The 26250-nt window shown below is 35.8% G+C and carries 34 protein-coding genes and 2 pseudogenes; 6 read left to right on the top strand and 30 right to left on the bottom strand.

Annotated features, from left to right (window positions below; translation table 11 throughout):
- Nucleotides 1-103: 103 nt before the first annotated feature.
- The 16 genes and pseudogenes from JCM19055_RS30155 to JCM19055_RS16525 form a co-directional block, all read right to left on the bottom strand.
- Nucleotides 104-274 (bottom strand): hypothetical protein, encoded by a 171-nt coding sequence (locus JCM19055_RS30155; protein WP_265182277.1) that lies wholly within the window; start codon nucleotides 272-274, stop codon nucleotides 104-106.
- Between the two features lie 48 nt (nucleotides 275-322).
- Nucleotides 323-604, bottom strand: a complete 282-nt coding sequence (locus tag JCM19055_RS24445) for a hypothetical protein (RefSeq protein ID WP_052366462.1) — start codon at nucleotides 602-604, stop codon at nucleotides 323-325.
- 82 nt (nucleotides 605-686) lie between these two features.
- On the bottom strand, nucleotides 687-812 hold the full coding sequence (locus JCM19055_RS30150; protein ID WP_265182275.1) for a hypothetical protein: 126 nt from the start codon (nucleotides 810-812) through the stop codon (nucleotides 687-689).
- An 86-nt stretch (nucleotides 813-898) separates the two neighbouring features.
- Nucleotides 899-1087 (bottom strand): hypothetical protein, encoded by a 189-nt coding sequence (locus tag JCM19055_RS16570; RefSeq protein ID WP_265182274.1) that lies wholly within the window; start codon nucleotides 1085-1087, stop codon nucleotides 899-901.
- A gap of 532 nt (nucleotides 1088-1619) precedes the next feature.
- Nucleotides 1620-2466: pseudogene (locus JCM19055_RS16565) on the bottom strand (alpha/beta fold hydrolase).
- Nucleotides 2467-2569: 103 nt separating this feature from the next.
- Complete coding sequence (locus JCM19055_RS16560; RefSeq protein WP_042360508.1) at nucleotides 2570-3121, bottom strand: putative glycolipid-binding domain-containing protein; 552 nt, start codon at nucleotides 3119-3121, stop codon at nucleotides 2570-2572.
- 173 nt (nucleotides 3122-3294) lie between these two features.
- Nucleotides 3295-3705, bottom strand: coding sequence for a class I SAM-dependent methyltransferase (locus JCM19055_RS30145; RefSeq protein WP_265182273.1), 411 nt, complete (start codon nucleotides 3703-3705; stop codon nucleotides 3295-3297).
- Nucleotides 3692-3898 (bottom strand): bifunctional 2-polyprenyl-6-hydroxyphenol methylase/3-demethylubiquinol 3-O-methyltransferase UbiG, encoded by a 207-nt coding sequence (locus JCM19055_RS30140; protein WP_265182272.1) that lies wholly within the window; start codon nucleotides 3896-3898, stop codon nucleotides 3692-3694. Before JCM19055_RS30140 ends, JCM19055_RS30145 begins: the two co-directional genes overlap by 14 nt.
- Nucleotides 3873-3995: a hypothetical protein gene (locus tag JCM19055_RS30135; RefSeq protein WP_265182271.1), complete on the bottom strand. Its 123-nt coding sequence runs from the start codon at nucleotides 3993-3995 to the stop codon at nucleotides 3873-3875. The genes JCM19055_RS30140 and JCM19055_RS30135 overlap by 26 nt, the downstream gene beginning before the upstream one ends.
- Before the next feature lie 414 nt (nucleotides 3996-4409).
- Nucleotides 4410-4667, bottom strand: coding sequence for a putative Ig domain-containing protein (locus tag JCM19055_RS16550; RefSeq protein WP_042360507.1), 258 nt, complete (start codon nucleotides 4665-4667; stop codon nucleotides 4410-4412).
- A 146-nt stretch (nucleotides 4668-4813) separates the two neighbouring features.
- Entirely contained in the window at nucleotides 4814-5443 is a 630-nt protein-coding gene (locus JCM19055_RS32095) for a glycine betaine ABC transporter substrate-binding protein (protein ID WP_370543188.1), read from the bottom strand.
- Nucleotides 5444-5487: 44 nt separating this feature from the next.
- Nucleotides 5488-6360, bottom strand: coding sequence for an ABC transporter permease/substrate-binding protein (locus JCM19055_RS32090; protein WP_370543187.1), 873 nt, complete (start codon nucleotides 6358-6360; stop codon nucleotides 5488-5490).
- A gap of 101 nt (nucleotides 6361-6461) precedes the next feature.
- Nucleotides 6462-7488, bottom strand: a pseudogene (locus JCM19055_RS16540) (ABC transporter ATP-binding protein).
- 1283 nt (nucleotides 7489-8771) lie between these two features.
- On the bottom strand, nucleotides 8772-9554 hold the full coding sequence (locus JCM19055_RS16535; protein ID WP_042360506.1) for a hypothetical protein: 783 nt from the start codon (nucleotides 9552-9554) through the stop codon (nucleotides 8772-8774).
- Between the two features lie 295 nt (nucleotides 9555-9849).
- Nucleotides 9850-10218 (bottom strand): hypothetical protein, encoded by a 369-nt coding sequence (locus JCM19055_RS16530; protein ID WP_042360505.1) that lies wholly within the window; start codon nucleotides 10216-10218, stop codon nucleotides 9850-9852.
- A gap of 9 nt (nucleotides 10219-10227) precedes the next feature.
- Nucleotides 10228-10548, bottom strand: coding sequence for a hypothetical protein (locus tag JCM19055_RS16525; protein ID WP_152549936.1), 321 nt, complete (start codon nucleotides 10546-10548; stop codon nucleotides 10228-10230).
- Nucleotides 10549-10762: 214 nt separating this feature from the next.
- Here JCM19055_RS16525 and JCM19055_RS16520 point away from each other — a divergent pair, with 214 nt between their 5' ends.
- On the top strand, nucleotides 10763-11596 hold the full coding sequence (locus JCM19055_RS16520; RefSeq protein ID WP_042360503.1) for a hypothetical protein: 834 nt from the start codon (nucleotides 10763-10765) through the stop codon (nucleotides 11594-11596).
- Between the two features lie 195 nt (nucleotides 11597-11791).
- Here JCM19055_RS16520 and JCM19055_RS16515 read toward each other — a convergent pair whose 3' ends face one another.
- Both JCM19055_RS16515 and JCM19055_RS16510 read right to left on the bottom strand, forming a co-directional pair.
- Complete coding sequence (locus JCM19055_RS16515; RefSeq protein WP_042360502.1) at nucleotides 11792-12346, bottom strand: histidine phosphatase family protein; 555 nt, start codon at nucleotides 12344-12346, stop codon at nucleotides 11792-11794.
- Nucleotides 12347-12419: 73 nt separating this feature from the next.
- Nucleotides 12420-12839: an NUDIX hydrolase gene (locus tag JCM19055_RS16510; protein ID WP_042360501.1), complete on the bottom strand. Its 420-nt coding sequence runs from the start codon at nucleotides 12837-12839 to the stop codon at nucleotides 12420-12422.
- Nucleotides 12840-13109: 270 nt separating this feature from the next.
- Here JCM19055_RS16510 and JCM19055_RS16505 point away from each other — a divergent pair, with 270 nt between their 5' ends.
- From JCM19055_RS16505 to JCM19055_RS32085, 3 genes are read left to right on the top strand one after another with little or no spacing between them, the layout of a single operon-like run.
- Nucleotides 13110-14363 (top strand): aminopeptidase, encoded by a 1254-nt coding sequence (locus JCM19055_RS16505; protein WP_042360500.1) that lies wholly within the window; start codon nucleotides 13110-13112, stop codon nucleotides 14361-14363.
- Between the two features lie 54 nt (nucleotides 14364-14417).
- A complete protein-coding gene (locus tag JCM19055_RS16500) occupies nucleotides 14418-15332 on the top strand; it encodes an acyl-CoA thioesterase/bile acid-CoA:amino acid N-acyltransferase family protein (protein ID WP_042360499.1) in 915 nt (304 codons plus the stop codon).
- Between the two features lie 4 nt (nucleotides 15333-15336).
- Nucleotides 15337-15696 carry an acyl-CoA thioester hydrolase/BAAT C-terminal domain-containing protein gene (locus tag JCM19055_RS32085; RefSeq protein ID WP_081833788.1) on the top strand — a complete coding sequence of 120 codons (360 nt, stop codon included), beginning with the start codon at nucleotides 15337-15339 and terminating at the stop codon, nucleotides 15694-15696.
- Between the two features lie 118 nt (nucleotides 15697-15814).
- Here the strand turns inward: JCM19055_RS32085 and JCM19055_RS16490 are convergent, their stop codons facing one another.
- Entirely contained in the window at nucleotides 15815-16339 is a 525-nt protein-coding gene (locus JCM19055_RS16490; protein ID WP_042360497.1) for a GNAT family N-acetyltransferase, read from the bottom strand.
- A gap of 132 nt (nucleotides 16340-16471) precedes the next feature.
- Here JCM19055_RS16490 and JCM19055_RS30120 point away from each other — a divergent pair, with 132 nt between their 5' ends.
- The gene (locus tag JCM19055_RS30120) at nucleotides 16472-16597 is read left to right on the top strand and encodes a hypothetical protein (RefSeq protein WP_265182270.1); all 126 of its coding nucleotides are present in this window, start codon (nucleotides 16472-16474) and stop codon (nucleotides 16595-16597) included.
- A gap of 100 nt (nucleotides 16598-16697) precedes the next feature.
- On the opposite strand, the gene JCM19055_RS30115 is transcribed toward JCM19055_RS30120, so the two are convergent.
- The 9 genes from JCM19055_RS30115 to JCM19055_RS16435 form a co-directional block, all read right to left on the bottom strand.
- Entirely contained in the window at nucleotides 16698-16832 is a 135-nt protein-coding gene (locus tag JCM19055_RS30115; protein WP_265182269.1) for a hypothetical protein, read from the bottom strand.
- 869 nt (nucleotides 16833-17701) lie between these two features.
- Nucleotides 17702-17884, bottom strand: coding sequence for a hypothetical protein (locus JCM19055_RS26605; RefSeq protein WP_152549935.1), 183 nt, complete (start codon nucleotides 17882-17884; stop codon nucleotides 17702-17704).
- A 322-nt stretch (nucleotides 17885-18206) separates the two neighbouring features.
- Entirely contained in the window at nucleotides 18207-18413 is a 207-nt protein-coding gene (locus JCM19055_RS16470) for a hypothetical protein (RefSeq protein WP_042360493.1), read from the bottom strand.
- A 545-nt stretch (nucleotides 18414-18958) separates the two neighbouring features.
- Complete coding sequence (locus JCM19055_RS16460; protein ID WP_152549934.1) at nucleotides 18959-19291, bottom strand: hypothetical protein; 333 nt, start codon at nucleotides 19289-19291, stop codon at nucleotides 18959-18961.
- A gap of 201 nt (nucleotides 19292-19492) precedes the next feature.
- Complete coding sequence (locus JCM19055_RS16455) at nucleotides 19493-19771, bottom strand: hypothetical protein (RefSeq protein WP_042360490.1); 279 nt, start codon at nucleotides 19769-19771, stop codon at nucleotides 19493-19495.
- 483 nt (nucleotides 19772-20254) lie between these two features.
- Entirely contained in the window at nucleotides 20255-20623 is a 369-nt protein-coding gene (locus JCM19055_RS16445) for a hypothetical protein (RefSeq protein WP_042360488.1), read from the bottom strand.
- 1419 nt (nucleotides 20624-22042) lie between these two features.
- Entirely contained in the window at nucleotides 22043-22165 is a 123-nt protein-coding gene (locus JCM19055_RS32080) for an SEC-C metal-binding domain-containing protein (protein ID WP_081833793.1), read from the bottom strand.
- A 68-nt stretch (nucleotides 22166-22233) separates the two neighbouring features.
- Complete coding sequence (locus JCM19055_RS16440; protein ID WP_042360487.1) at nucleotides 22234-22599, bottom strand: hypothetical protein; 366 nt, start codon at nucleotides 22597-22599, stop codon at nucleotides 22234-22236.
- Nucleotides 22600-22615: 16 nt separating this feature from the next.
- Nucleotides 22616-23173 carry a hypothetical protein gene (locus JCM19055_RS16435; protein WP_042360486.1) on the bottom strand — a complete coding sequence of 186 codons (558 nt, stop codon included), beginning with the start codon at nucleotides 23171-23173 and terminating at the stop codon, nucleotides 22616-22618.
- 1445 nt (nucleotides 23174-24618) lie between these two features.
- Here JCM19055_RS16435 and JCM19055_RS16420 point away from each other — a divergent pair.
- On the top strand, nucleotides 24619-24864 hold the full coding sequence (locus JCM19055_RS16420; protein WP_042360483.1) for a hypothetical protein: 246 nt from the start codon (nucleotides 24619-24621) through the stop codon (nucleotides 24862-24864).
- A gap of 9 nt (nucleotides 24865-24873) precedes the next feature.
- Here JCM19055_RS16420 and JCM19055_RS16415 read toward each other — a convergent pair whose 3' ends face one another.
- The gene (locus JCM19055_RS16415; protein ID WP_042360482.1) at nucleotides 24874-25323 is read right to left on the bottom strand and encodes a pyridoxamine 5'-phosphate oxidase family protein; all 450 of its coding nucleotides are present in this window, start codon (nucleotides 25321-25323) and stop codon (nucleotides 24874-24876) included.
- A gap of 289 nt (nucleotides 25324-25612) precedes the next feature.
- Nucleotides 25613-26206, bottom strand: coding sequence for a hypothetical protein (locus tag JCM19055_RS16410; RefSeq protein WP_042360481.1), 594 nt, complete (start codon nucleotides 26204-26206; stop codon nucleotides 25613-25615).
- Nucleotides 26207-26250: the final 44 nt, after the last annotated feature.

Genomic DNA, 26250 nt, shown 5'->3' with positions numbered 1-26250 from the left:
CATTCTCCTTTTTCTGAGTAAAGCATTCGCATCGTTTTATAATCAAGAATAATGTTGCCAACAGGTGATCGTTTAACTGCGTAACAAGTATCGATTTGAAAGATTAGAAATAAAAGGGGTTCTCAATCGTTTCACCCCATCTAGAATTTGCCGTTCGATACATTGATTTCGCATGAATACGATCATGCCAAATGAAACGGCGCATGACCTTTCTTAACGTCCAAAGCTCATCATAACTGCCTTTACAGACTTTATTTTGAAGATAATTCGGCATCGCTTCAACATACTTTAAAGCAGAAACACGATTTTCATAGATGTCTTTTCAATTTTTGATTGTAACTCCAATTTCTCCCACGTAATAGCTTGTCACATTGTTTGTATGAATAAGAACATCACTTGCAGACAGAGGCACCCAACCATAAAAAGTTTTTCGCTGCTGTCTATTCGTGAAGTTCTTATCAGGAATAGAGTGATATAATTTTCTAAAGTCCCAAGCTGATTTTAAAACGAGCAACTTTAACTTAGAATAATCATCTTCTGAGAATGATGCTCTTTCGCGATCAAATAAAATGCATGTATCTGCATCACGAACGTTTACATTCACTTTCTGTTCCTGAACACTCTCAATCGAGATCCGCTGCTTACTAGTGTCATTGTACGCCCACAAGCAATAGGCTTGTATCTCACTAGGAATTTTTTTTCAAAGCCTCTTCTTTGGTACTGCCCCTCGCATATGCTCCTGGATAATTTTCTGCATAAATTAAATAACCATTTTCATTATATTCGATAATACACTCTACCACTTCACCCATGCTATTTTCCTCCTCATTACACATTAATGAGTACAATACGTCATGGTCGACTCGTTCGCTTTTATGGTGACACTTTCATTATGTAATTACATAAGAAATTCTTGATCTTCGGGGAAGGTTAACTCTAACGTCTTTAATTCTTCTACGTCTTTCCAAGCGATATCATAAATAAGATTGTCAGGATCTTGAAGATTTCTTTTACCTCCTACAACGTTCACCAAGAAGTAGTGAGCTTCAACAGCAACATTAATCTGTTCGTAAGTTGCTTGCTTCACCTTCAGCTTTTCAACGACCTCCACTGTATAACCCGTTTCTTCTTTATTTTGATTCCTCCGTTAAAAGAAGTTCCTATAGTAGTAAATTCGCATAGCCATTCGACTCAATCTTCCAACAACTATATAAAAATAAAAAAATATTCTTGTAGAATGACCTCTAACGTAATTCTAAAGAGACCGATCAATAAGCCATGCCGAAACCACCTACTGAGGAGGATCATCATGAACAACAATGAATCCCTGTCACTTTTAAAGAGAGCAGAAACTATATTTACTAAAATGTCTTTTGTGAAACTCTTATTATTAATCATACCAATTTCAATGGTCTTAACGTTTGTTTACCTTTTTTTTCTCAAGATGTATATAGTGCGATTATGTATACTCTGAATCAATAACGTGGCACATGCATTTGTCTAGGAAGAACTCCCATTGTTTTGCTACTTAACCGTTTTATGAGGGGATTTTGCATCGACTATATACATCAAACCATCAAAACCCCCACATAACAAGAACTTACCCTACGCAAGTTTTCTTAGAGGACTTCTTTAATAGTTCCATTCACAAACTCTTGAAACCTCTCTTCTTCTTCCGAGAATGGATTGTGGTTGCTTTCTTCAAAGATAGTTAACGAAGCTGTTGGGATCAATTGAGCAATTTCAATTCCGAATATCATCGGGCACTGGGCATCGTATTTTCCGGCATAAATATAGCTAGGTACAAGTACATTTTTTTAGCTTCTCCCTAATATCATAGGTAGGATATTCTACCTTTCTAAAATAATCTAGCCTCTCTGCGACAGGTTTGCCACTATTCGGTTTCGTCACCGCTTCTTGCAGCTTATCTTCTGAGTAATAGGACATTAAAGCCCATTCATAATTCAGTTTTCTTCGAGTTTCAATTGGTGTTGCAGGATCGTTTAATTGATCCATAATTTCTACAATGCGAGTGAAATTCGGATTTTCATGGCAATAAATGGAGTTCGGATCTGATCCATATTCATAACTAGCTGCTGCGCCACCTGCGATAATCTTCGTTAAAGAAGCTGGTCGATTAATCGCATACTTCAATGCCAACATCCCACCGGTAGAGTGGCCTGCAAATGCCCACTGACCAAACCCTAAGGTTTCACGAAATGCTTCCAAGTCCAAGATCGTCTCTTCCATACTGTATTCATGTTCATGTTTCGCACCTACGGATTGTCCCGCACCCCTAAGATTAATGAGGTATACCTTATAGACATCCGTAAATGGATTTGCAAATGCATTTCCACGCTCATTAAAAGCACTATAATGATGGGTGACTGCTAACGGCTCACCATCTCCTTTTATGAAAACTTCAAAGACGCCTCTGTCTGTCTCGATCAGCTGTTGAGTCCACATGCAAGACCCTCCACTTCATTCTGTAATCACTGATAATCTTCTAATTAGTCGACACCACTTAGCGCTTTATACTAATTTTTAACATTCACTTGCGCACTTTACTTTAATAAATCTTTTGAAAAACGCTAGGGTAATCAAGTACAAAACCATCTCGATCGACTCTAATTTCTGTTTGATAACCTCGACACTCATAATCATAGTAACGTTTGCCATCTAGTGTTTTACTATATTTATAACTCTGCTTAACCTTCATAACTTCTAATTCAGGGAATGTAATATAAACCATCTCAAACTTCTTTTCATCACCTACATTCCAACTCTCTCTATTGATTGGTAACGTGTTTGAAAACGGGGTTGCTGATAAATCTACATCAATCGCTCCTCTAAGATTTTCTAAAGGTGCTCCATCCTCATTAAACCAATTCCCATTTCCATCGCTATGTATTTTCAATCGATTTTGGTTGTCTATTTCTATATTCACTTCAGTTGTAACCCAATTTTGATTTAGTTGGATGCAGTATTTTATTGCTATTGGTTTAACGTCATCAACGGTAGTAATGATTGTTCCAATCGCATTAATGTCTTTTTCTATCCTCAAATCAAAATGCTCGTAACCGAATGCCTCTAAATTCTTCCATATAATTTTTTTATTCATTGTATCTCTCCTTCGTTGTCTATTCGCTTTCTATAAAACATTTCCTTCTACAAATCCTACTGACCAAGGACTTTCTACAAATTAAGAAAAGCAATACGTTTACCAACGCATCGCTTAAATCGCTACCTCCTGAAAGCCCTATTAAATTACCTTACGATATTGTATTTACTGTTTTAAGCTTTCTTCATTAAACTAACTGATAAAAAATCTTCACCAAATAAACCATTAATATCTGTCATCCGTTTCATTTTACGATACGTAATAATAGTAAAGTCCTTCATAAAAACACTTTTAAACCGCTCTTCAGAGTAACCAATTCCACCTTTCAAGCTTTGTTCGCGATACACCTCACGATCACTTATGGTTGAAGCGCCATCCTCATTAAAGCAAACAATTCCAAGATAGCCATCATCTTTTAAAGCACTTTTAATCAACTCGATAAAATGCAATCGTCGATGCGGTGCTAAATGATGGAATAACCCACAATCATAAATAAAATCATAGGAATTAGGTTGATAGTTAAAATCAAATATTGATGTACAATAAAATTTAATACTTGAATTTTGTCTATTAGTTTTTTTCAATCGCCCAATTAATTGCGTTTTGCGAAATATCCACTGCGTCTACTTTAGAGCCCATCTTTTCCATGAATATTGCATTACGTCCATTTCCACAACCTAATTCTAGAACCTGAACAGGGCGAAATCCTCCATTATAAAGCTCATATAAATTCTCGTCTGGACCTTCTTCTTTAAAAAAAAGGAATTTGCTTCTCACGATCACGATAAAACTCGTCCCAAAATTGTTTCGGTTCTCTTAATAAATCGTCTAACATTGCAAATAAATCTTCATAACTTATTATATCGTCTTTCAAACAAATCCCCCCTTCAACTATTTTTATAACCTACTTTACTGAATCTAAGGGCTACATAGGTTACACACATATTATCAAATAATTAAAACAACCATTTCAGAGCTTCACTACTTATCAGCTAAAATGTTTTTTAAGAGCCCTAGAACATGCTGTCAGAAAGATCAAATGGAACATCATACATAGATACATACTTTTATTCCCAGGTCGTTAAGACACCATATTTTAAGATTCTCGAGCTTATCCAAAGTTATAGATAATACTCTTTGTAACATTTTTAACCGTTATGTAACAGTAAAGATAGCATTTTTTTAAGTAGCCTCATTATTTAATTATCACACTCTACAAATTAGAAAAAGCGATACGCTATTAACGTATCGCTTACAAGGAACTCCTTTTAACTTTACCAATTAACCATCACTCAGTTTCTTCTACCGTAATCGAGAAGCTCATCGTCTCTTCAACTTCGAATTGGTTGAATGCTGTCACTGTAATCTCATACGTGCCTGGTTCGGTTGGGACACCTGAAATTGTGCGGCTATCCGCAACACCGACCATGCCTTCGGGTAGTCCTTCGAATTCTATGGCTGCATCGTCATCATTGACAAAAAGATCAATTGGACTGATTTCCTCGCCTAATTTCACAGTCAGGTCATCTTGTTGGCGGATGTTCAATTGTCCGATCTGCTGATTGTCGTCTCCATCCCTTTTCGGTGACTCATATGGGATCGGTTTAGGTTCATTTTCTGGAAGTTCAGCAACTGATTCACCTGGTGGCTTTCCTTTTATCGCATTGTTTTATACTTTACAAAGTTAATGTTTTAATTATCCAATAGTCCTTGTTCAACTAAAAAATCTCGTGCGACTTCTTCGGGATCTTCATCTTCAATATCGACTCGGAAGTTTAACTCTGAAATCTCTTCAACCGTTCCAACTCCTGCTAATTGATTTAAAATCTCTTCGATTTCAGGGTGTTGTTGGAGTGCAAAATTCGTCACTAAAGGTGCCGCTTGGTACGGTGGAAATAAATCTTCATCATCTTCCAAAACGACCATGTCATATTCTACGAGTTGTGGATCAGTCGAGAAGACATCACTAATTTCAATACTCCCGTTACTAATGGCTTGATAACGGGTCGACACATCGATGGACGTCACATCTGAGAAACTAAACCCATACACATCTTCAAACCCTGCATATCCGTCTTCACGATCCATAAACTCAAAGGTAAAGCCCACACTCAACTCGTTCGTATAAGGCATTAAATCAGAAATCGTACTCACTTCTAATTCTTCAGCGAGCTCCCTTGGCATCGCTAAGGCATACGTATTCTGAAAGCCCATTGGTTCTAAAAAGTGAAAACCATACTCCTCGTAAATTCCGTCCCGTGCTTCTTGATACGACTCTTCCTCGTCATAACTAAACTCTTCCTCATTTAATAGGTCGGCCAATACCGTCCCACTAAATTCAGGATAAATATCAACATCGCCAACAATTAACGCATTGAAGTCACGTTTGTTGCTCCAAGCGGTGCAATGACTTCTACGTTTAAGTCGGTTTCTTCCTCGATTAATAGCTTGTACATGTTCGCAAGAATCGGGGGTTCCGGACCTAGCTTCCCACCGATGACTAAATCAGGTTCATCTTTAAACATGGAGACGACAGGTTGTATAAACACGATCAATAGGGCGATGGCGACAACGGCTATGATCGGCTTAAATGAGGCACGTCGGTTCCTTTTTGTACCTCGTTCTGTTAAACGAAGGATAACATCTAACACAATCGCTAGAAGTGCAGCAGGAAGTGCTCCAAACAAGATGTATTCATTATTCGTTCGCTGAATCCCTGTCATAATGATTTGCCCGAGGCCACCCCCACCAACGAGAGCCGCAAGCGTTGCCGTGCCGACAATTAACACCATTGACGTACGGATTCCCGCCATGATCGTCGGCATCGCTAGGGGAAGTTCGATTTTCAATAAGCTTCGATAAGAGTTCATCCCCATCCCTCTTGCCGCTTCAACAATGGCTGGATCAACTTCTCGAATTCCGGTGTACGTATTTCTCATGATCGGTAACAATGCGTACGCCGTCAGAGCAATAATCGCTGGTGTCGTCCCAATTCCAACAAATAAAACGAGAAAACCGAGTAAAGCAAGCGATGGAATCGTCTGTAACACCGCTGCAAACCCAATGATCCACTCAGAATAGCGAGTGTACCTCGTTAATAAAATTCCGATCGGTAAGGCAATCGCAACTGCAATCAATAGTGAGACGAGTGAAAGTTGTACGTGCTCCCAAAAGGAGTTGAATAGTAAATCCGATCGTTCTTGAAACAGTGACACGTAAGATTCCATAAAATTCGCCATATCGTTTTGCACCAATCAACATTGACTCATTCCTAGTTGACTGTGCATTCCTCTATTCCTTGCACTAGGAGGGTGCATGTAATCTTTATTTCTAATTGCAGCTATACTAACGCACGAGCTAAGTCTTTATAAGAGACACTTCCAATGACCTTGCCATTCTCTTGAACCGGTAAAGCTGGAAGATGACTACTCTCCAATAGTTCAAATGCTGACTTCACAGAACTTGATGCATCAATTGAAATCATCGTCTCCAACTCGTTGTGATCGTTAAACGTCGTTACCCATTCACCGTGCTCATTAATGATAAACTGTACTGTTACTCGCTGTTCATCACGATGAGTTCGTATGTATTCACTCCTGTCAGTTGGCGTTAACGATTCTTTTAACGACAGGTTCTTCTTTTCAACGGACCGACCGATAAAAGCTTCGACCGCTGGTGTTGCAGGATTTCGTTTCAGCTCATCTGCTGTGCCTACTTGTAACAGAACACCTGCTTCCATCATGCCGATTCGATCTCCTAATAAGGCCGCTTCGTTCATATCATGCGTTACAAACACGATCGTTTTTTTGATTCTTTGTTGTAACGCCTTAATGTCTTTTTGCAATTGTTCTCGTACGAGTGGATCGAGCGCACTAAACGGTTCATCCATTAAAATAATGTCCGGATCACCTGCAAGCGCTCTTGCAACCCCGATCCGCTGTTGTTGACCACCCGATAAATCAGCCGGAAGCCGGTCACGATATGTCTCGGGGTCCATCCCTACAAGTTCTAGTAATTCATTCACTCGTTTTTGTATATCGTCTTGTTTCCATTTTTTTCATCTCAGGTACGACCGCAATATTCTCTGCAACAGTTAGATGAGGGAATAACGCAATTTGTTGCAAGACGTAACCGATGTTCCATCGCAATTCATGCATGTTGACGTCTGTATGATTTGAACCATTGATCGTAATCGTACCGCTTGATGCATCAATTAATCGGTTAATCATCTTAAGCGTCGTCGTTTTGCCACATCCGCTAGGTCCAATTAGCACGAAGAATTCACCACGTTCAATCGTAAACGATAATCCCTTTACTGCTTTTCTGTCTTCTGTAAACGACTTGTCCACTTGATTAAATGTAATCACCGAAACCGTACCCCTCATTTCTTCACTCATTCAATTGCTCATCAAACGTAGTATAACCCGACTTTCAACTTTAAAAATAAACGACCACTTTCGCAAACTTCACATAATTCCTGTGCTGTTCTCTTAATGCATAGTCTATTTTTAACAGAAAATGGATGTCAGGTAAAACGTTTTTATTTCTTTATTCGAAGATCGCATAGTAGAGCCTCGCGAACGTGAAAGGTTATTGCTTGAACAGTATTCGTTTGTCGCTTATTATGAACCTTTCGAATGGTTACGCAAAGGGGGAAACACGTGCAAAAAGATGTAAATAAGATCATTACGAACGTAAGCTACACCACGTTTTTTCGTTTTATGTGTTGCATCCTTTCTTTCATTAGTGTTTACAAACAGTGTGGGTCATTATTATCTTGTAGGGTTTCTATTCTTTTTTTAGCGGATTAACGATTGTAGAAATAAGAAAAGGGAGTAAGAAACTATCCATACTTTATGGATTGTTCTTTATTATATTTTTATTGCAAGGGATTTTAGAAATTTTTGTTTATTGAGGGTGGTGTTCGTGTGTCGAAACATCTTAAAGTCTGGAGGTCTATATGATGAACACATTAGTAATATTAACAATTTTAAGTTTGACTCTAGGTAATGTAATCGTCACTAACATCATTAAGCATTCACATCCTAAAAAAAACAGTGAAATTTGTAAGCGCTCATCTATCGCTTGTGCCATTTATACCTTTATCTTGGCTTTTCATTTTAGTGTCAGATATAAGTTCAATTTTTGCGATTACCATAACTGCCATCTGTGTATTTCTATATGCATTTACTTTGTATGGTTATTTGAAAGACAGCAACAACAACTCAACTGAAAGCCAAGATTAATACGAGAATAAGTTCTTTTAATTTCCTAGTTATATAGGGACATACTCTCATGGAATATCTCTTCTCAAATCGATTGATTACCTTTATCATTGAACAAGATCATTCAAAACAGGAGGAGGTAATTGTATTAAGAAAGTCATCATTAGAAGATTTCTAACAGTCATCTTACTTCTAACATCATTAATTAGTTACTTTAGTCTTTTGGATGTCTTCAGAGATCGTGATATTACTTGGATTCAAAACATAACCTTCGCTTTATTTGTTAGCGCAATGTTCTTAATCATATGGCTAATGGAAGTCTTTCGTAGACGCAAACAAGATAACGGGGCTTAGAAGGACAGCATGATTGTCGGCAGAGCGCGAGGTAAGCGTGAACTGCGAAACACAGTCTTCATAGTTTGGCTTTAATTATTATCTTGCTCTTCTGCCATCTCCTCAACGATATCTCCTTCTTCTGCATCATCAGGGATTACATCTTCAAGTTGAAAGAAACCCTCGTCAAATTCATCAACTTCTTCAAAATCCCAAACCGTTATCGTCTGCTCAAACTGTGCAGAAGTTTTCCTTTTCACAATCATATTAGTTTCTTGATCGAACCAATACTCGCTTTCGCCTTCATCAAAGCTGACAATTACTTTGTAAGTCAGCACATCATTCACTTCTTCTTCACCCTCATACGTGAGCAAAGTGTCCTCTTCAGCAATATTACTTTCAAGAGTACTCGCCCAATTCAACAAGTCTGCAGCAGCATCTTCTTCAATCGGTAATTCTTCTTCATTGTAGACGTTATAATAATCTTGATAATTGATGACATGTTGGCCGTCAGATGCTTGATACATCGTGCCTGTCGTTTCCTCCTCATTACTTTCAAACCTTGAGTGGATTGGATCCGCAGATAAATCTGCATATTCAATTGTATCAAGTGGCTCATTCTCCTCACCAGCGATTTCAAACTCAATTCGATAACGCTCAATTTCAGCAACGTTCCTGATGAATTCAGTTGCAATCTCTTCAGCTTGATTTAGCTCTTCCATTTCAATATCTCCTAATTCTTCATTATCAGAATCATCTTCTGAGACTTCATTATCCCCACCCGTTAAGGCAGTCTCTTCACTCTCAGTCTCACTACAAGCAGAAAGCGCAGATAAGACAAGTAGGCTACAAGCTAATGGATATCGTTTCTTCAAAAGTATACCCTCCATATTATATAGACGATTGACTTATTCCTTGCTTCCCTTTTAATGAATGGTTAAAACTGCTGATGAAATTACTACTCGAGATATTTAACTTAAAATTCAATCTTTTTATTATAAGCGGATAACTTAACCCCACAATCGGTTCACTACAGCAAGTGTTAGTTAATTGAATATGTTGTTTTCCAATTCCTCATTCATTGTCTCAATATTCATTGTTCCCTCGACAAAATACGGGTATGCATCTTCATGTCTTTGATCACTTTGCATGCCAATCTCTTTGCCAGTTTCAAAAAAATTCACGGGTCTCTTTAGACCAGGCTGCTAACTTATTATAATCCTGTATATAGGGTTCAATCTTTCCAAGTTGATATTCTACACTCTGTGCAGTTACTAACAAAGCACCCCAACCGCGTAAATCACCGTTTTCTACGTCCATCTGAGATACTTGGTCAAATTGCTTATCATTAATGAGTTCAATTTCATTTTCATCAAGTTCCTCAAGCTTTCCTTCATGAAATTCTCCATTTACATCATAATGATGTTGATTCAATGCTTCAATAATACTCATCATAAAGCCAATTGCTTGAGTTCCATGTGGTTCAATTTCATTCGTATCGTGACGATCAAAATTTAACCAGCGTAAATCATTAACCATCTTCGTTTCTTAATCAAAAACTAGATGATTGCTATAGTAAATGCTATTTCCCCTAAAATTATAATTGTCAGGGAGTTGCTCTCGTGCCTCATCTTCTGTTATTCGTCCCTCTTCAGGTAATTCAAAATCAGCGAACAAGGTTCCAATTTGATGATAATCCTCCTGATCAAAAGAAGACTCAATCGTCATGCTGTGTTCAGTTTCCTTTTGATAATCTTCACTAGTCTCATCATCGGTTTTCACAACATTACTCTCAGATTGGCACCCAAATAAAAGAAAACCAAACAACAATAATAAAGATCTACTCTTTCGAATCGTTGACCACTCCACAAAATGAGATTGTTTCCTAATTATATAGTAGATGAGTCATTTATCAACATAATTACCAGAAAATTCAATACTCAAGCTACGAAGCTTCCGCTCTCTCATTCCCCCGCCCCCACCTACAACATGATGCAATTCTTCTATCATGTTCGACCCTTATATTAGTTTAAAAATATCTATATTAAGGAAAATAGTAAGTAATAGATTAGGGGGAGAGTTCATGGATAAAAGCTATACTTACATAGGTCTTATGACGATATCGTCGATGGTATTCATGGGTTGCAGTAACGGGACAGAGAATATAGCTGAACCCGAAGAAACTGAAGAGGTCGCTTCAATTGATGAAAACGATGACGCACTAGCTCAACATCCAGATGACCTCAATGAAGGTGAAACGATACTTCAAAATGCAATTTTTACAAATGAAAGTACGGAATCTTACTACATGGAACTAAGAATAACGAATGAATTTGATGAAGAGTTAGAGTTGAAGGATGATACAAGAGACATCAATGAGTATGTACTCTACGATGATGATGTTATTTATTCTAGAGAAGAGCACTTGGATCACGCAGTTGGTGTATTGTACACATCTAATGATGCTGAGCGTATTTATAATTATTTAGAAGATCATCTCGTTTATGAATCGGAAGAGCTTTTAGAGGAAGGAACGACCAACTTAAGTGCTTGGGTTGGATTTATGAGAAATGCGATCGAAACGATCGATTCTTCAAATATTAATTACGAAGGATTAGAGGAAGTTAACGGCGATCCATCTTACAAAGTTTCAGTAAGTGATGAGGGGGCAATGACTACTTTTTGGTTAGAAGAAAGTACATTCAATGTTCGACAGACAGAAACACAATTACACGAATCTGATCAGGAATCGGACACAAAAACAACAACTGAAGTTCTTGAATTCGAACAGAACGCTGGACCTTTTGAAGAAGGTTTTTTCAGACTTGAAGATGTCATTTCTAATGAAGCTGAGGAAGGAGATATTTCTGAAATTATTTCAGATGAAATTGAAGATGAGACTGGTGAAGATTACTAATCATTACTAGAGAAAGGGTTAAAACCCTTTAAAATCGTCATGGTTTCGATCTAATAACAGAACTTTATCTCCATGTCGTATTAAGCAAAGCGTCCAGAACTTATAATTAATATCCATGACTTATTCACTCCTTTACGTGCCTTTTCACTAAGATCTACGCGATCCATATTGTGGACAAGATAAACTCCACAACTCTTATCTTAGATCCTCTCGCCATAAACGTTCCATAGTAACTTCATTGTTGATGTAATTTAATACAAACACATCAGGATTACTAAGACGTTTCCAACTGTTGAAATCAAACCTGTTATCATAACTCTTTAATAGTAGAGACATCAAATTTCCGTGGGTAACGATTATGGTGTTTTCAGACTCATTTTCAAAAGCTTCGTCTACAACGTTTACGATTCGCTTCATAGCCTCTTTACTCGACTCGCCACCTTCGAATTTCAATTCCAAATCACTGAATGTTGTTTTAAGCTTTTCAAGCCAGTCAGGTAAATCCCTTGTACTTAATGTGCGCTCTGATAAACGTTCATCAATCTCTATTTTTAGTTTAGCTTTTTCGCTCATGGGTTCCACGGACTGAATTGCTCGTAAAAAGGGACTTGATATAATTCGATCGATTTTAATTTCCGAGAAGAATTCAGCTAAATATATTGCCTGCATAAATCCTTGTTTAGTTAATTGTGACTCTGGAGGTTGCCCTTGTGCTTCACAATGTCGTACTATGTATATTCTTTTTTCCATACACCATTTCTCCCCATTTATGTATAACAACTTTACTTCCATCTACACATCAACGTTGTTATGACGAATGAATTCAAATCATTGCCTCCGCATGTTTAATGCTTTCCTTCAGATATATTGGTGAATTGGGGTGACTTACGATTTCCTCAGTTGTTAACCATAATACGTCTTCCACCTCGTCAGGGCTTTTAGAAAATGCTTCCCCCGATTCATATTCACAAAGAAAAACAATATCCACAACATGTTCACCTTTATCTGTTACGAACGATGTACTATGTACATAATTTAACTCGTCTTTAACGTTCACACCGACTTCTTCTACGATTTCTCGCTTCACTGTTGTCTCTAAGATGTCTGATGAATTCCCAACTAGATCTACCTTGCCCCCAACAAGAGAAAGCTGGCCACCTGCATGTTCCTCTTTGTGGCTTCTTACAATAATCAACCACTTATCATTTTTCCTTATTGCACCTTCAACATTTACAATAAACATTTTTAAGTACCTCCTATTAAAATATCCTTACTACTTCTTCACAGCTTGCAATATCCCCTTTTATAAGCTCTCTTATGTCGTTAAATGGACTTTCATACACAATCACGTCTGATCTTAGTACAACGTTACCAATTCTTTTCTAATTAAGATCGTGTTTAAGATAGCCTACTATTTCGATGTTTTTATTGAATTCACATCAGTTGGTATAATTAAAAGATAACTAAGTGAATTGGGATCGTTATTATAACTTGGTTAGGAGCTGAGAATACGATGATTAGAGGGAAGTATGAGCTTGTTAGTAAAGAACAGTTGAATAAGTATGCAGAGCTTGCTGTACGGTCGGGTGTAAATGTGCAAAAGAATCAATTAGTCATTATACATAGTGACATCGAACATGCTACGTTTGCACGTCTAATCCAAACAGCTGCCTATGATGTGGGTGCTTCAAACGTGGTTATCGATTGGACAGATGAACAGTCTACTAAAGAATTTTATCTACATGCGACAGATGATGCCATCGATCACTTTCCTGACTGGCAGATTGCCCGCTATCAGGAGTGGGACAATAGGGGTGCTGCGTATATCCACATTATTTCAGAAAATCCAGGGGTCTTTAGAGAGGTATCCCCGAAACGGATGAGCCGTTTCCAAAAAGTCTCCCGCACCAAATTGAAGGATCATTACGCAAAGACAAGATCCCACGAGGTACGTTGGTGTCTTCTCGCTGTGCCATCCTTTGCGTGGGCAACTAATGTATTTCCCCACTTACGTAAAGAAGAAGCTCTGCAATTATTATGGCAATCGATCTTACAAGGAGCTCGGGCAGATGGACAAAATCCTATAAAAGAGTGGGAAAATCATGACAAAGCTTTCGAGTCCCGAAAAAAATTCTTGAACGACAGCCAGTTCGATGCCTTGCATTTTACGAATCGTCGTGGAACTGATTTACTAATCGGGATGCCTAAAAATCACCGATATATCGGCGGGGGTGTTAAGGATAAAAAGGGAATCCCATTCTTTCCGAACATTCCCACTGAAGAGATCTTTTCCGCTCCCCACAGAGATCAGGTCAATGGAAAACTAGTCTCCACTAAACCGCTAATCTATGGAGGCAGTGTCATCGACGATTTCTACCTAATCTTTAAAGAGGGACGGATTACGGATTATGATGCTACCACAGGTCGAGAAGCATTAAAAAGTCTCATCGAAACCGATGAAGGTTCACATTATCTAGGTGAGATTGCCTTGGTTTCTAATCATTCTCCTCTATCTCAAACGAATACTCTCTTTTACAACACCTTATTTGATGAAAATACCGCCTGTCATATTGGAATCGGCAACGCTTCCCCTTCTAACCTTCAAAATGGCAGTGACTTATCGAAGGAAGAATTGAAAGAAGCCGGACTAAATACTTCACTCCTGTTAATCAATGTGACCTTTGGTACCGAAGATATGAAAGTAGTAGGTATTAAAGAAGACAAAACTAAAGTCCTTATAATGAAAGATGGTGATTTTCAATTCTAATATGGCTACTACTAAAGTGTTTTGAGTAATTAATAATTAGAGGGGAATTATAGAATGACAAAACCTACGGTAACGGTCACACCAAGACAATCCTATATAGACGAGGATGTAACCATCATAATAAGTGGATGCGATCCCGGTGAAGAAGTCTCATTATATTCATACGTCACAGACGATGAAAATGAACCGTTTATGTCAAAAGCTACGTTTATTACGGATACAAAAGGTCAGGTACTGACCTCTAAAGTGGCCCCTATTTCTGGGAATTATAGTGAAGTAGATGTGAACGGCATATTCTGGTCAATGTCCCATGAAACGAAAAAACACGGTCATTATTTTACAAAAACGACTGCAAAGGAATTAATGATTACGATCAAGTTAGAGATCGATAATGAGGTTGTTGATGAGGTTCTAATCGAAAGATATTTTGATAAAGGTGAGGTCACCAGAACCGATGTTAATCAAGACGGTACAGTTGGTACCTTATATCAACCAATTCATGAAGGAAACTATCAAAATATCATATTGTTAGCAGGCTCAGATGGGGGACGCTTAGAACATTCAGCAGCTCTCCTAGCTTCTAAAGGATTTAACGTGCTAGATCTCTCGTATTTTAATCAATCAGGGGTACCAAAAGATCTCGAAAACATTCCTTTGGAATATTTTAAGAGTTCAATAGAACTTTTAAAGAAAATTACCGGTAATCACGGAAAAGTAACGCTTGTTGGTTATTCAAGAGGTGCTGAATTGGCATTATTGTTAGCATCGGAATACGATGAGTTTAATGCGGTTGTTGCAGGGGCACCGAGTGCATACATAACATCTGGATTAAGAAATTCGATTTACGCACCAATCAACTCGTGGACAATTAACGGTGAAGCTAAACCCTATCTTAAATTCCGTTATCGTCCCAGTACTATGCTTTATTTCATAAGTAAATGGTTAACAAAAAAAGCCAGTATCCTTTAAAGGAATTTGGGATAGCAGCCTCAAGACTACGATTAATGAAGAGGTCAGAATAAAAGCAGAAAATATTAAAGCCCCAGTTCTTCTCCTCTCAGGTACTGATGACGAAATCTGGCCGTCTTCCTTATTTTCCGAAGAAATAAAAAGTCGGTTACCGCAAACAGAACATTTCGATTATGAAAGTGCAGGGCATTTTCTTTCTTTTCCTTACGCTCTACCCAACATGCCCTCTACGATTTATGAACACGTTGGTGGAGGAATGGTAATGAAATATGGAGGAACGCAATCTGCCAATGCCAATGCTGCCAAGGAATCTTGGCCCGTCATAGTATCTTTTTTTACAAAGACACGCTTGTTAACCCAATGAATGATAGAAATTTTGTAAGAGAAACCAGCTGTCATATCAGCAGCTGGTTTCTTGTTAGAGTACTTAATTAATGATAGTGACATTATAAATCTGCATTCAAACCGATCTTTTACTATCTTCACTTCAGATCTGAAGACAACATTCCATATACGATACTGTCTGTCCATTCATTTTTATTCCAAAAATCTTGTATGAAATGCGCTTCCTTTCTCATACCTATTCGCTCACATAATTTTTGTGAAGGTATATTCCGTGCATCAAGATTTGCTTGGATGCGATGTACAGAAAATTCATCAAATAGTTTATAGACTAAACTACTTACTGCTTCCGTTGCCAACCCTTTTCCTGATACTTCATTCGAGAAACTATATCCAATCTCAACAGTATCTTTCATATCTGTATACCATACTGATAAATCACCAATGACTCTATTCCCATTTTCAACCGCCAAACTCAACATAGAGTCTTTTGATAATGAACAATTGGTTAGCTTTTTATTAAATTCTCCCTCTAAATCTTCATGTACCCATTTATCATGCAGGAGGTATTTACAAGTATCATCGTTATTATAGATTTTAAATACATCAAGTGAGTCATTACTTTCAAATGGTCTGATTGTTAATCTTTCAGTGTTAAAATTCAACGAAACACATCCCTCATAACTATAATTTCAGGCGTTACAGGATTGCTCTCTAAAATAGAGTATCCATTTAATTCCACTTAAGATTTTGTTAAGATTATAGTAATAACATGTACTTCATTAGGAGAGAACATTATGCCGTACTCAGAAATCGCAGTAGCAACTACCGCCATTCAAATTATTACAATCTTAGGGGTTATAACAATCGTATCTTTTCTTTTTTATATACTTATTAAAGCACTTAAGAAAGTTAATGATTAGTAAATGAACTCACTGAACCTTTTTATATACAGGTAATTGAAAAATGGATCTTTGGAATCGAGAGGAAAATTTACCGTTTTTAATTGATTTTCACTACCTCCTATAATCTTATCTCCTGTAGTTTTTTTATGAACAAAGGCCACATTGCAGATCCAAAAATAAAACCACCTATTATAAATCCTACAACACCTTGCCAGTAAGCCTCTCCACCAAGTATTAAGCTAATTAAAAGCATTAATATGCCACCTATAAGAGCACATATGACTCCGTACTTTATACGATTAAGCATTTTAATCACACCTTTACCTTATCGGTGAAAACCTCCAGGTTTATTAAATTGCCGTAGTAAGTAACTTTTGTTTAACTAATTATCCTGCACAATCCACTTCATACTATCTTTCTCTCCTTATAAGGCAATAACAACACTCTATACAGTCATAACTCAAAGGACCAAGAACAATTTTGGACTTGTGTATCTACTCATTCCATAACTTTTTAGATACAATTAATTTTCCAGACGCAATAAAACAACTGATTAAGAAACCTATAAATGTCTTGAAGCACTTTGTTGTAGTGTAACCGGATTATTTAACAAGAGCCTTATAATTACATCTAGTCCTCCCATCATGAAAGCCACTGCCAAACAAAAAAACAAAAAAAATGTTATGAATCTTTTCATGTCTACACCACCTCCAATTTTAACCTATTAACAGGTTAAATCGTGTAAACCTTCTAAGACTTTCACCTAAGATTTACGGTTTTCTATATTTGTGATTATCTGTTGATGACAACAAAATAACACTACTCCACGCTAGAGATGAAACAATAATAATACTAAGCAAATGCCCCCACCAAGGTAGTACATTTCTTAGTGATACTATAATTATTAAATAAGCAACGAAAACCAACGATACCTTTAACCAATGATTCTTTATAAAAGTAGCTTTCTTATTTTGAGACCGTTTCTTATCATCCACTTTCATCCGCTCCTAATCATCTGTCCATACAACAAAGATGATTGATTGAAAATTACCCTATTTAATTTTTCATTTAAAAGTCAACTGTCCTTATTGCAGTAGCGTGGTTAGAGGTTAATCACCTACGCTATTCTTTATTTCGTAATGCAATGAATTCCGCCCATAAAAGCATCAAGATTCCCATAACTAAAGCTATAATCGCCCCTGTCTGGAACATTTCTACTCGCATTATCCCCAATAAACGTTCAAACTGATCTTCGTTCATAGTTTGGATCGGCTCTAGGTTTGCTCCGTAAATTACTGTAAGCATGTATGGTGTAACCCACAAGAGTGTGGAAATAACTATAAATATCGATGCTAAAAAAATGTCTCCCCACAGAAACCCTCCATCTCCATAAATCACAATAAATTTGGAATTATTAACCATTATTGTAATTTCCCTAGATAAAGAGTGAGTAAACGGACATTTCTTTCATGTGTATCCCCAAATCGCGATTTATTTTTGTCTGAAAAAGGTGCTGTCCCATAAGGACATAAATTAGACCTTGGGAACAGCACCTCCTTATTTTGATAAGTTTACTCAATAATTTGTTATAAGTTTTCCATCAATATACCCTTTTAATTGCTTTGAGTTAATTTTTTTGGAAGCAGACGTATTCAGGCTTTTCATACCTGGGATTGGCAATATAGTCCTTTAATGCTATTCTGCTATCCCAATACATTTTCACTAGTGTTTCTTTACTAGGCAGATTTTCCGTTTTAAATCCTTCTGTGCTTTCGCCTAGTCTCTCCGCAACTTCTTTTTCATAATATTCATCTAAGTAGTCTTCGGCAATCATGTAATCAAATACATATATTTTTTTGATCTTCAAAAGGGAACATTAGATAATTCTTAAAAGGTATTGAGGATGCTTCTAAAGTAAACGAATTGTTAAGGTCTAACCACTCATCAGATGTTCTACTTTGTATGTTATTAACAATGTTTGGGTATAGATTAGCTTTTGGATTCCCACCCCAAATAGAAGCATTTTCGATGTTTAATCCATTGATTAGTGCGTCGTAAATTTTCGTCGTCGTGGAATCATTGTGACTATATACATGGTATAGAAACATTTTATCCCTCCAGACTATTGTAATTTAATTGTCCCTAAATCAGCTAATTCTGTATCCGTGATTGGCAAGAATTTCACGTAAAAAACATCATGAACTCTGCTGTAATCTTTAATACAGATATTGTTACCCATAATTACTTTCATAGATGATGCCATAATGTCCATGCTGTTATCTCTGTTCCGTGTATTACATGTAATGCTACGGTTAAAAGAATCCGTAGTCATACTGCTGTTCTTTATCTAACTCAATACTTTCTTGTAGAAATTAATCTTCAAATCCCGATCCCTTCGTAATAAAACCTTGTAATGTCCCACGCATAATAAATTGAAATAACAATTACCAAAAGTAATACTGACCAATGCGTTGCATACTTTTTATCCGCAAGTAAGATTAAAATATACCATCCTGCAAGCATAATTATAGGCGTTCCAATATAAAGCCAATTCTCTGGATACCAAAACAATGTAGAGAGAAAAATACTGTAAACAATGATTGAGCTTGAAATAACATAATAATGAGGTTTGCTTAGGTTGATTTGTTTAATGTACGTATAAGACCATAGGATTGAAATGATTGCCAGCATGATAAATACAGATGCATTCAAACTTCCACCAAATCCAGATCCAAAAATATAAAAAAAACTAAATACAGACAAGAACACTAACAATATAAAAAAAAGCCAATATGGACCCAAGCATATTTGGTCATGGATAGACCTCCAGAAAGATATGTGAACATTTAAAATGTAAACAACAGACAAAGATTTCTAAAACATTTGCATTTATTGTACAGCATCATTTCAAGTTTATGAATTCCAAAAACATAGGCCAGTATATATTGTTGATGTTACAAACTTCTGAGAAACGATGTCTCCCTTAATTAAACAAAACGCCCAATTGTTTAATAGCATATTTAAATTAAATCTTTCCAGATGCACACCATACTGTATGCTCAAGATAGCCATGAATTCTCCAATCTCTAACCCCGATTGATTGAATGCCGCTTTTTCAATATTAATTTCTCTTCCAACAAAGTTGCCAGTTGTTGAACCGATCTGTGACTTTTCACCAAATTGCAGGAGCATCTATTGACCTCTTTATAATGTAATGGTAATAATTGGGAGGAGGTGTATATTATGAAGAAGGTAAGCAACATACTAGGTGTGCTTATGGTTATTTTTGTAATAATTGACCTCACACTTTTAATTTCAGGAAGTTCTTTTAGCTTATTTTTTTACAATCCCTTTAATTTTCGGTGTGTTTTTATTAGTACAAAATATAATTGGGAAAAAAAGAAAACACTCTTTCCAGAGGTTTCATTATTTTTAATTATATCTCGATTTCATTGCTTTTTGTATTTTCTATATGGTGGATTTGGCTTGATTATTTTGCATAAATGATTTTATAACTATCAATTATTTATGCTTCTTTGTTGTACTCTTATTGATATACATAATGATCCATATAAGTTACACAAAACCACAACGTGTTAATCTATAAAATTAAACAGTAGCACCTATGGTTAAAGTAATTAAACTTGGATAATTACATGAAAGAGCATGATGTGTTTAATTCAATGTGATGGACTTTTCAAATTCTTCTCCATCCACTGTAACCCAAGTCATATCAATATCTATTGGATTATCAACGGTTTGTGCACATCCTCTACAACCGCTATTATCTGTGTGCATACCGTTTTGATCTAGGGGAATCCCAAGTTTAGTTATACCTGTACTTGAAACAAAACCGAAAGTATCTACATCTTCTGGATTATTCGGTAAATACGTGAATGTTATAGAACTCGTTTCCTCTGCTTCAACAGTTTGATCTGCTTCAAACTCCACATTCCATACATCACCCTCATAGCTTTTCTCCATTATTTCACTACAACCAGCCAGAAAGAGAAACGTTAATATTAATAAACCTATTCTTTTCATATTAGACCCCCTATACATATTTCAGTTTAAATAGCATGCTACATTATAAAGAATATTAAATGATATTAATTTATTGTTTTTGACTACTACATTCACTTACATTAAAGCGCCCATTAATTGAAAAACATATCATATAAGTAAAGCTACACTAAGCTCTTTTTTTACCAACGATATATATGATAAACGAAAGACCCATGATATTATCAAAGATTAGGGTTTTTTCCGTATATAAAAAAGCAGGCGATAACTAAATTAGTCCTCACCTACTTTTCCTGTGATTTGAACGCTTTCATTGTGAATTCGTTTCTTTAAGCTGTCTGATCATAAAGTATCCCGCAGCTATTAAAAATACTGTTGCAACAGGAAAACCTATCGGGGTAGCGTATTCAAAAGTATCCCTAAGAAATCCCGCAATAAAGAAAAAAAACACTAGCTAAAAGCATACAAGCTACAATCCCAATTCTGTTCATGGTATCTTACCTTTAAAATAAGACTTTGTTTATTATGTTATCATAAATGATTAAATATTCAATAAATATTAAAAGTGAGCACTGATGCAACCTCTGCCTACAGCAAGACTTAAAACTGAAGCCCAGTAAGCCACTTAGAAAACGGTTGCTTAGATAATAGCCGCTTTTACATTGAACGTTTTTTATCAAAGAAAATTAGTATATTTCAATCAGCATCCTCATTGCAGGATCGCGCCCAATTCTGGAATAAACCTAAAAATCCTATTAAATAAAGATTTAATCCAAGCTGTTTATTCAATTCCTAACTGCTCATTTTTCGAAACACTAAAAGTGAAACAGAACGAACGATAAATTGGCCAACAAATAATGCTATTCCAGTGAACATTATCGTTAAACCTCTTCCGAATGGGTTAAACCAAGACTCATTTGGAATTGTTATAAATATTGCTCCTAACAACACCGATATGAAAATTGTAACGATATACACTAAAATCATGCTACGAAGTTTGACTTTTATAGATACTACACCTACAAATAGCACAAATAATAACAAAAACAGACTCAATAACAAAGAAGGTGCATCTTCCCCTCTTGAAAATTGCTCAGTTTCGTAGAAGTGGAACAAAAAAAGGAACAGGTATCAATGTAAGCACTAACCATAAGATCTTCATAATCCTCCTCCTCTCTAAATTGCTATTGATAACGTTTCTACACGCGGGAGCGATCATTCAGTATTCTTGAACCGCGCCCTATAACGGAAAAATACATCCCTTTAAAATAACAAATCAAAGACAAAAGGTACTCCGTATAATAGTAATATTAAGAAAGTAATGCATCCACCCCATGTAAGAATAATTTTTGTCTTGCTTGAATTAGACTCTTCTTAAACTTTGTATGAATTAACTCTTATTTTAAAAATTATTAATAATAGTCATCTTTTTTTCTGCAATTATCTCCCATGACATCGTTTGTACTTTTTACCACTACCGCAAAAGCATACATCGTTTCTACCAACTTTAATAGGTTTATTATTGCCAATAATATATTTTTGCCTTGCCCACGCTATATTCATTAGAGCAATTTTTTCATGGTACAAGTGTTTCCAAGGAGATCTTTTATAATCCAATGTCGTTTTACCATCTAGGTTATAATCCACGGAACATATAAAATTGTTATTATTAGAAGATAAAACCTATCATTTCGGTTATCTTTTCTATATACATTTAGATATACTGAATCTGCTTCCATTTTACCATTTTTCGTTCTAATACTTGGTATTGGCATATTTCTTAATTCCTTTACCCAATCGACTGCTTCTTGAATAAAACCAATAATATTAGATTTTTCTCCCTCATCTCCAATATATACGTTAGCTCTAAATCTCTTCCTATTCTCTATACTTGCATTTTCTACATTCCTTACAGAATATCGCTTCGCATCAATGCTAGGATAAATATAGAATTTGATTTCATTTAAATCGATTTCTTCATCAGAGGGTATTGGCATACTTATGTCTTTACGACTAAGAAGATTTTTTTAAGCAAGTATCAAATGCTAAATCCCCTCTTAACATATCCTCTATTTCTTGTTTATTAAATCTGACAAAGGTCAAAACTATCCTTTCATTATGAAAATTAATAAGATACTTTTCATAGTTTGGATATTGGTTATAAACTAACATTGCAACCTCAATTGACGACTGTAGCAAGTAGTTCCTATCAGTATTCTCCGTTTCAATATTAATGTTTAATTGTGTATGGTTAATACTTTCATCATCTAACCCTCGACATACAAAACCTGGTAAGCTTAATTCTAGCTCGGTTAGATGAAATGCAATTACCTTACTGTCATTATTAACAATGGACTCATAATTGTTATCAATAAATTCAACTACACCCAATAATATTGCACTACAAGTATCATAAACATTTTCTATTATTTCGTTAAAAGTGTAATAAGTAAGGTTTTTAGATTTAATTGTTTTATCTTTTACGAACCTAAATGTTACACTGGATTCCGAAATAATAACAGAACCATGATTAATTGCATTTCTAATATCTACATCCACGGTATCAGTCAATTCTTTGAATCCATTTTTTTTCTAAAACTTGAATTAAAGGACCCAATTTATTTTGAGACCTATAATCTTTTTCTGTAACTTGTGTTAGAAACGATGCAATAAATTTATATAAATTTGTTAAACACCCTTCTACTATAGATATATATGTAGGAATTTGATACATTCTTGTTTTTAATTTCTTATTGATATTAACATTAGCTAAATCTTGAATGACCTCAGTGATTTGCCTGTATGTATCAAAAGCAATAAAAAAAACTTTCCAGCATTATACTGTCTATTACCACTTTTTCAGTTCTAGAAGAACACCATTTATCAAATGTTTCAACTGTATTTCTTCTTATATTATCATTGAAATAATAACTAGGTTTTTGCTTCAATACATAGTAGATAACATATTTGAACTCAGAGTTAAAATCTTTAATATCCTGTTGAGTTATTTCATTAAATTGTCTTACTAAACCAAACTCTATATACCGCTCTCGGTAGAGGCTTTTTATATGATCTACGTAATTATACATATTATCTCCTAATGATTTTAAGCGCCTCGATTCCATACCATTTATGGTCTAGCCATAGATATTAAGATTTCAACATGAGGGTCGCTTGTGTCTGATTATCGGCGTACCAATATAAAGCCAACTTTCTGGATACCAAAATAATGTTGATAAAAACATGTTATAAGCAATAGTCGAGCCTGAAATAACATAATAATAAGGTCTGTTTAGGTTGATTTGTTTGACGTATGTATAAGACCATACGGTAGAAGAAATTGCCAGCATGATGAATACAACTATATTCAAACTTCCACCAAACCCTGATCCGAAGATGTATATAAAAGAGAATACTGATAAGAAAACTAACAATATAAAGAAGGCGATGTGAACCCAACTTTATACTGGTCATGACAACCCTCCAGAAATATGTGAGCCTGTTGCTATATCACAAGATCACGGTCAGTTTATAGTTGACTCATATTTCAACTATTTTCACTACTGAAAGTTAATTTTCACACTACACTTAAGAAGAAGACCTACTCTTCAACACTTGAAATACAATAGATAGTACAATAAAGAAAATACCAAAATAAATTAAACTCATTACTTCTATGCCATAGTAAACCCACGTAATACCAAAAATTAAAAAAAGAGATGCCAAAAGCAGCAAAAACAAAAGCAAGAAATTTATATACTCTATTATTTTCCTTAAGTATTTTTCTCATATTCATAACTCCATATCAAATATAATTCTTATATAGTACTCTACGTTATACAAGGAAATACGATAAGCGAAGCCTATTCCTTACAGGGATGGGGAGAGCGCGACTGTAATCAAATCCTTAGGTAGATATTACTGTAGTCGGTTAATTGCAAATTCTAATAGAGAAAAAGCCTTAATTAATACTACTTGTTTGTCTTTGATATAAAATCTTGCAGGAGGAGATTTACATGAGAAGAAAAACATTAGTTTCAGCGTCAATTGCAGGAATATTAAGTGGACTACTATTTTTATCATTATCCTATTTAATTTACGGTTCTGCCACCATTATGACTACAGTAGGGGTTTCTATAGGTGGTTTCGTTGGTACTTTTCTAGGTAGGATTATAATGGTAAATAAAAGCAAAGTTGATTCAACTTTGCTTTTTAAATCCAGTCCCCATTGCAGATTGCGCCCTATAGGTGAAGAAGAATGATAATGCTAATCAAGTACTTGGTACAAAGGATTGATCACGAACCACAACCGTTTCTGGAACAAAACGTACCAAAATATTAGCTTTATCTAAATTCCTGAACCTAGGGTCCCATTTTTCTTCTTTAATACCGAGATAACGTGACAGCAATCGCTCTGCTATTTCTTTGTCAAATGGCTGCACCGTAGCATTCCCTCTAAACCCTGCATGCAGCACTTTACCTGTGGTGTGATCTAAATCAACTATACCTATGGCACACTTAGAATTCCCTTCTATCCTTCCTGGAAAACTGTCTGATGAAGGGGTCCCAATAATCCAGATACATTCATCTTCCCAATGAAACCATACTGGTGATTCCCTTGGATGATTTTCCTTCGTTAGCGTTGATAGGTGAGCGAACAAAGGTTTCTGCAGAAATTCATTTAAGTTGAAACTACTGCTTCTATCTCTTATGATCTCCAAAATTAAACACCCTTCCAATCTAAAATTCCGCTAATTTTCTTTACCTTTTTAAAATTCCGCGCATTATATAGATTATTCAAAATGAAATGAATGGGTGTTAATTAGTCAAAACATTTATTCCAAAATAATGTCTCACAAAGTAAACGCCATCCTTATTACAGGTTCGCGCCCTTTTATTGAGTTGTATACTTTAATAATTCAGAAAATAAAAGGCTCATAATTTTCTCGCTCCATAATAACTATTGAATTCTTCTCGTCTGCATTGCTGCCGAATGTAGCTAGCTCATTTTTATTTCTTTTTCCAAACAATGTTTAACCCTGCATTTTGATTTTCTTTTTTATCAGTATTTTCAACTTCCATTCTATATCCAGAAAAATCATCGGGAAGGGGTGGAGTTACAATAAATTTGTAAGATCTATGACCTGAATTACCACCACCATCCAATTGACGCACCTTATAATGATTGCCAAAAGACATGTCTATGGTGAAATACTTAAACGGTATGTCAACTGAATCATCGTTGCTATAGTCCCAATCAAGGTTAAGATTCACGACACTTGCATTCTGAAATTGCCTTACATATGTTACAGAAAACAATACATCATTAATATCTTCTACTTGCATCACCGTAATATGTTTTCTAAAGCCTTCTGGTACTATCTCAGGAATAAAGCCTTCTTCGTTATATATATTACGAAAAACTACCTGGAGAAAACGCTCTACAAGATCATATTTTGATGACCAATCGGAGATACGTTCTAATTGAGGATACCCTGGAATACCGTTAGATATTTCCTTGCGCTTCTGTAGTAAGGAACAAATTTCCTCATCAATCCCTGCAACCCTGTCGTCATAATAATCGGTTGGCTTTTTAAAGCTCATGATTACCTCCTTATATTTAGTCGCTTACTTCCATACTATCACTT

This window comes from Geomicrobium sp. JCM 19055, assembly GCF_000698185.1.
Taxonomy (GTDB): domain Bacteria; phylum Bacillota; class Bacilli; order Bacillales; family Marinococcaceae; genus Geomicrobium_A; species Geomicrobium_A sediminis.
Note: the sequence above shows the minus strand (reverse complement) of the source record. Positions and strands in the feature narration are given on the sequence as shown.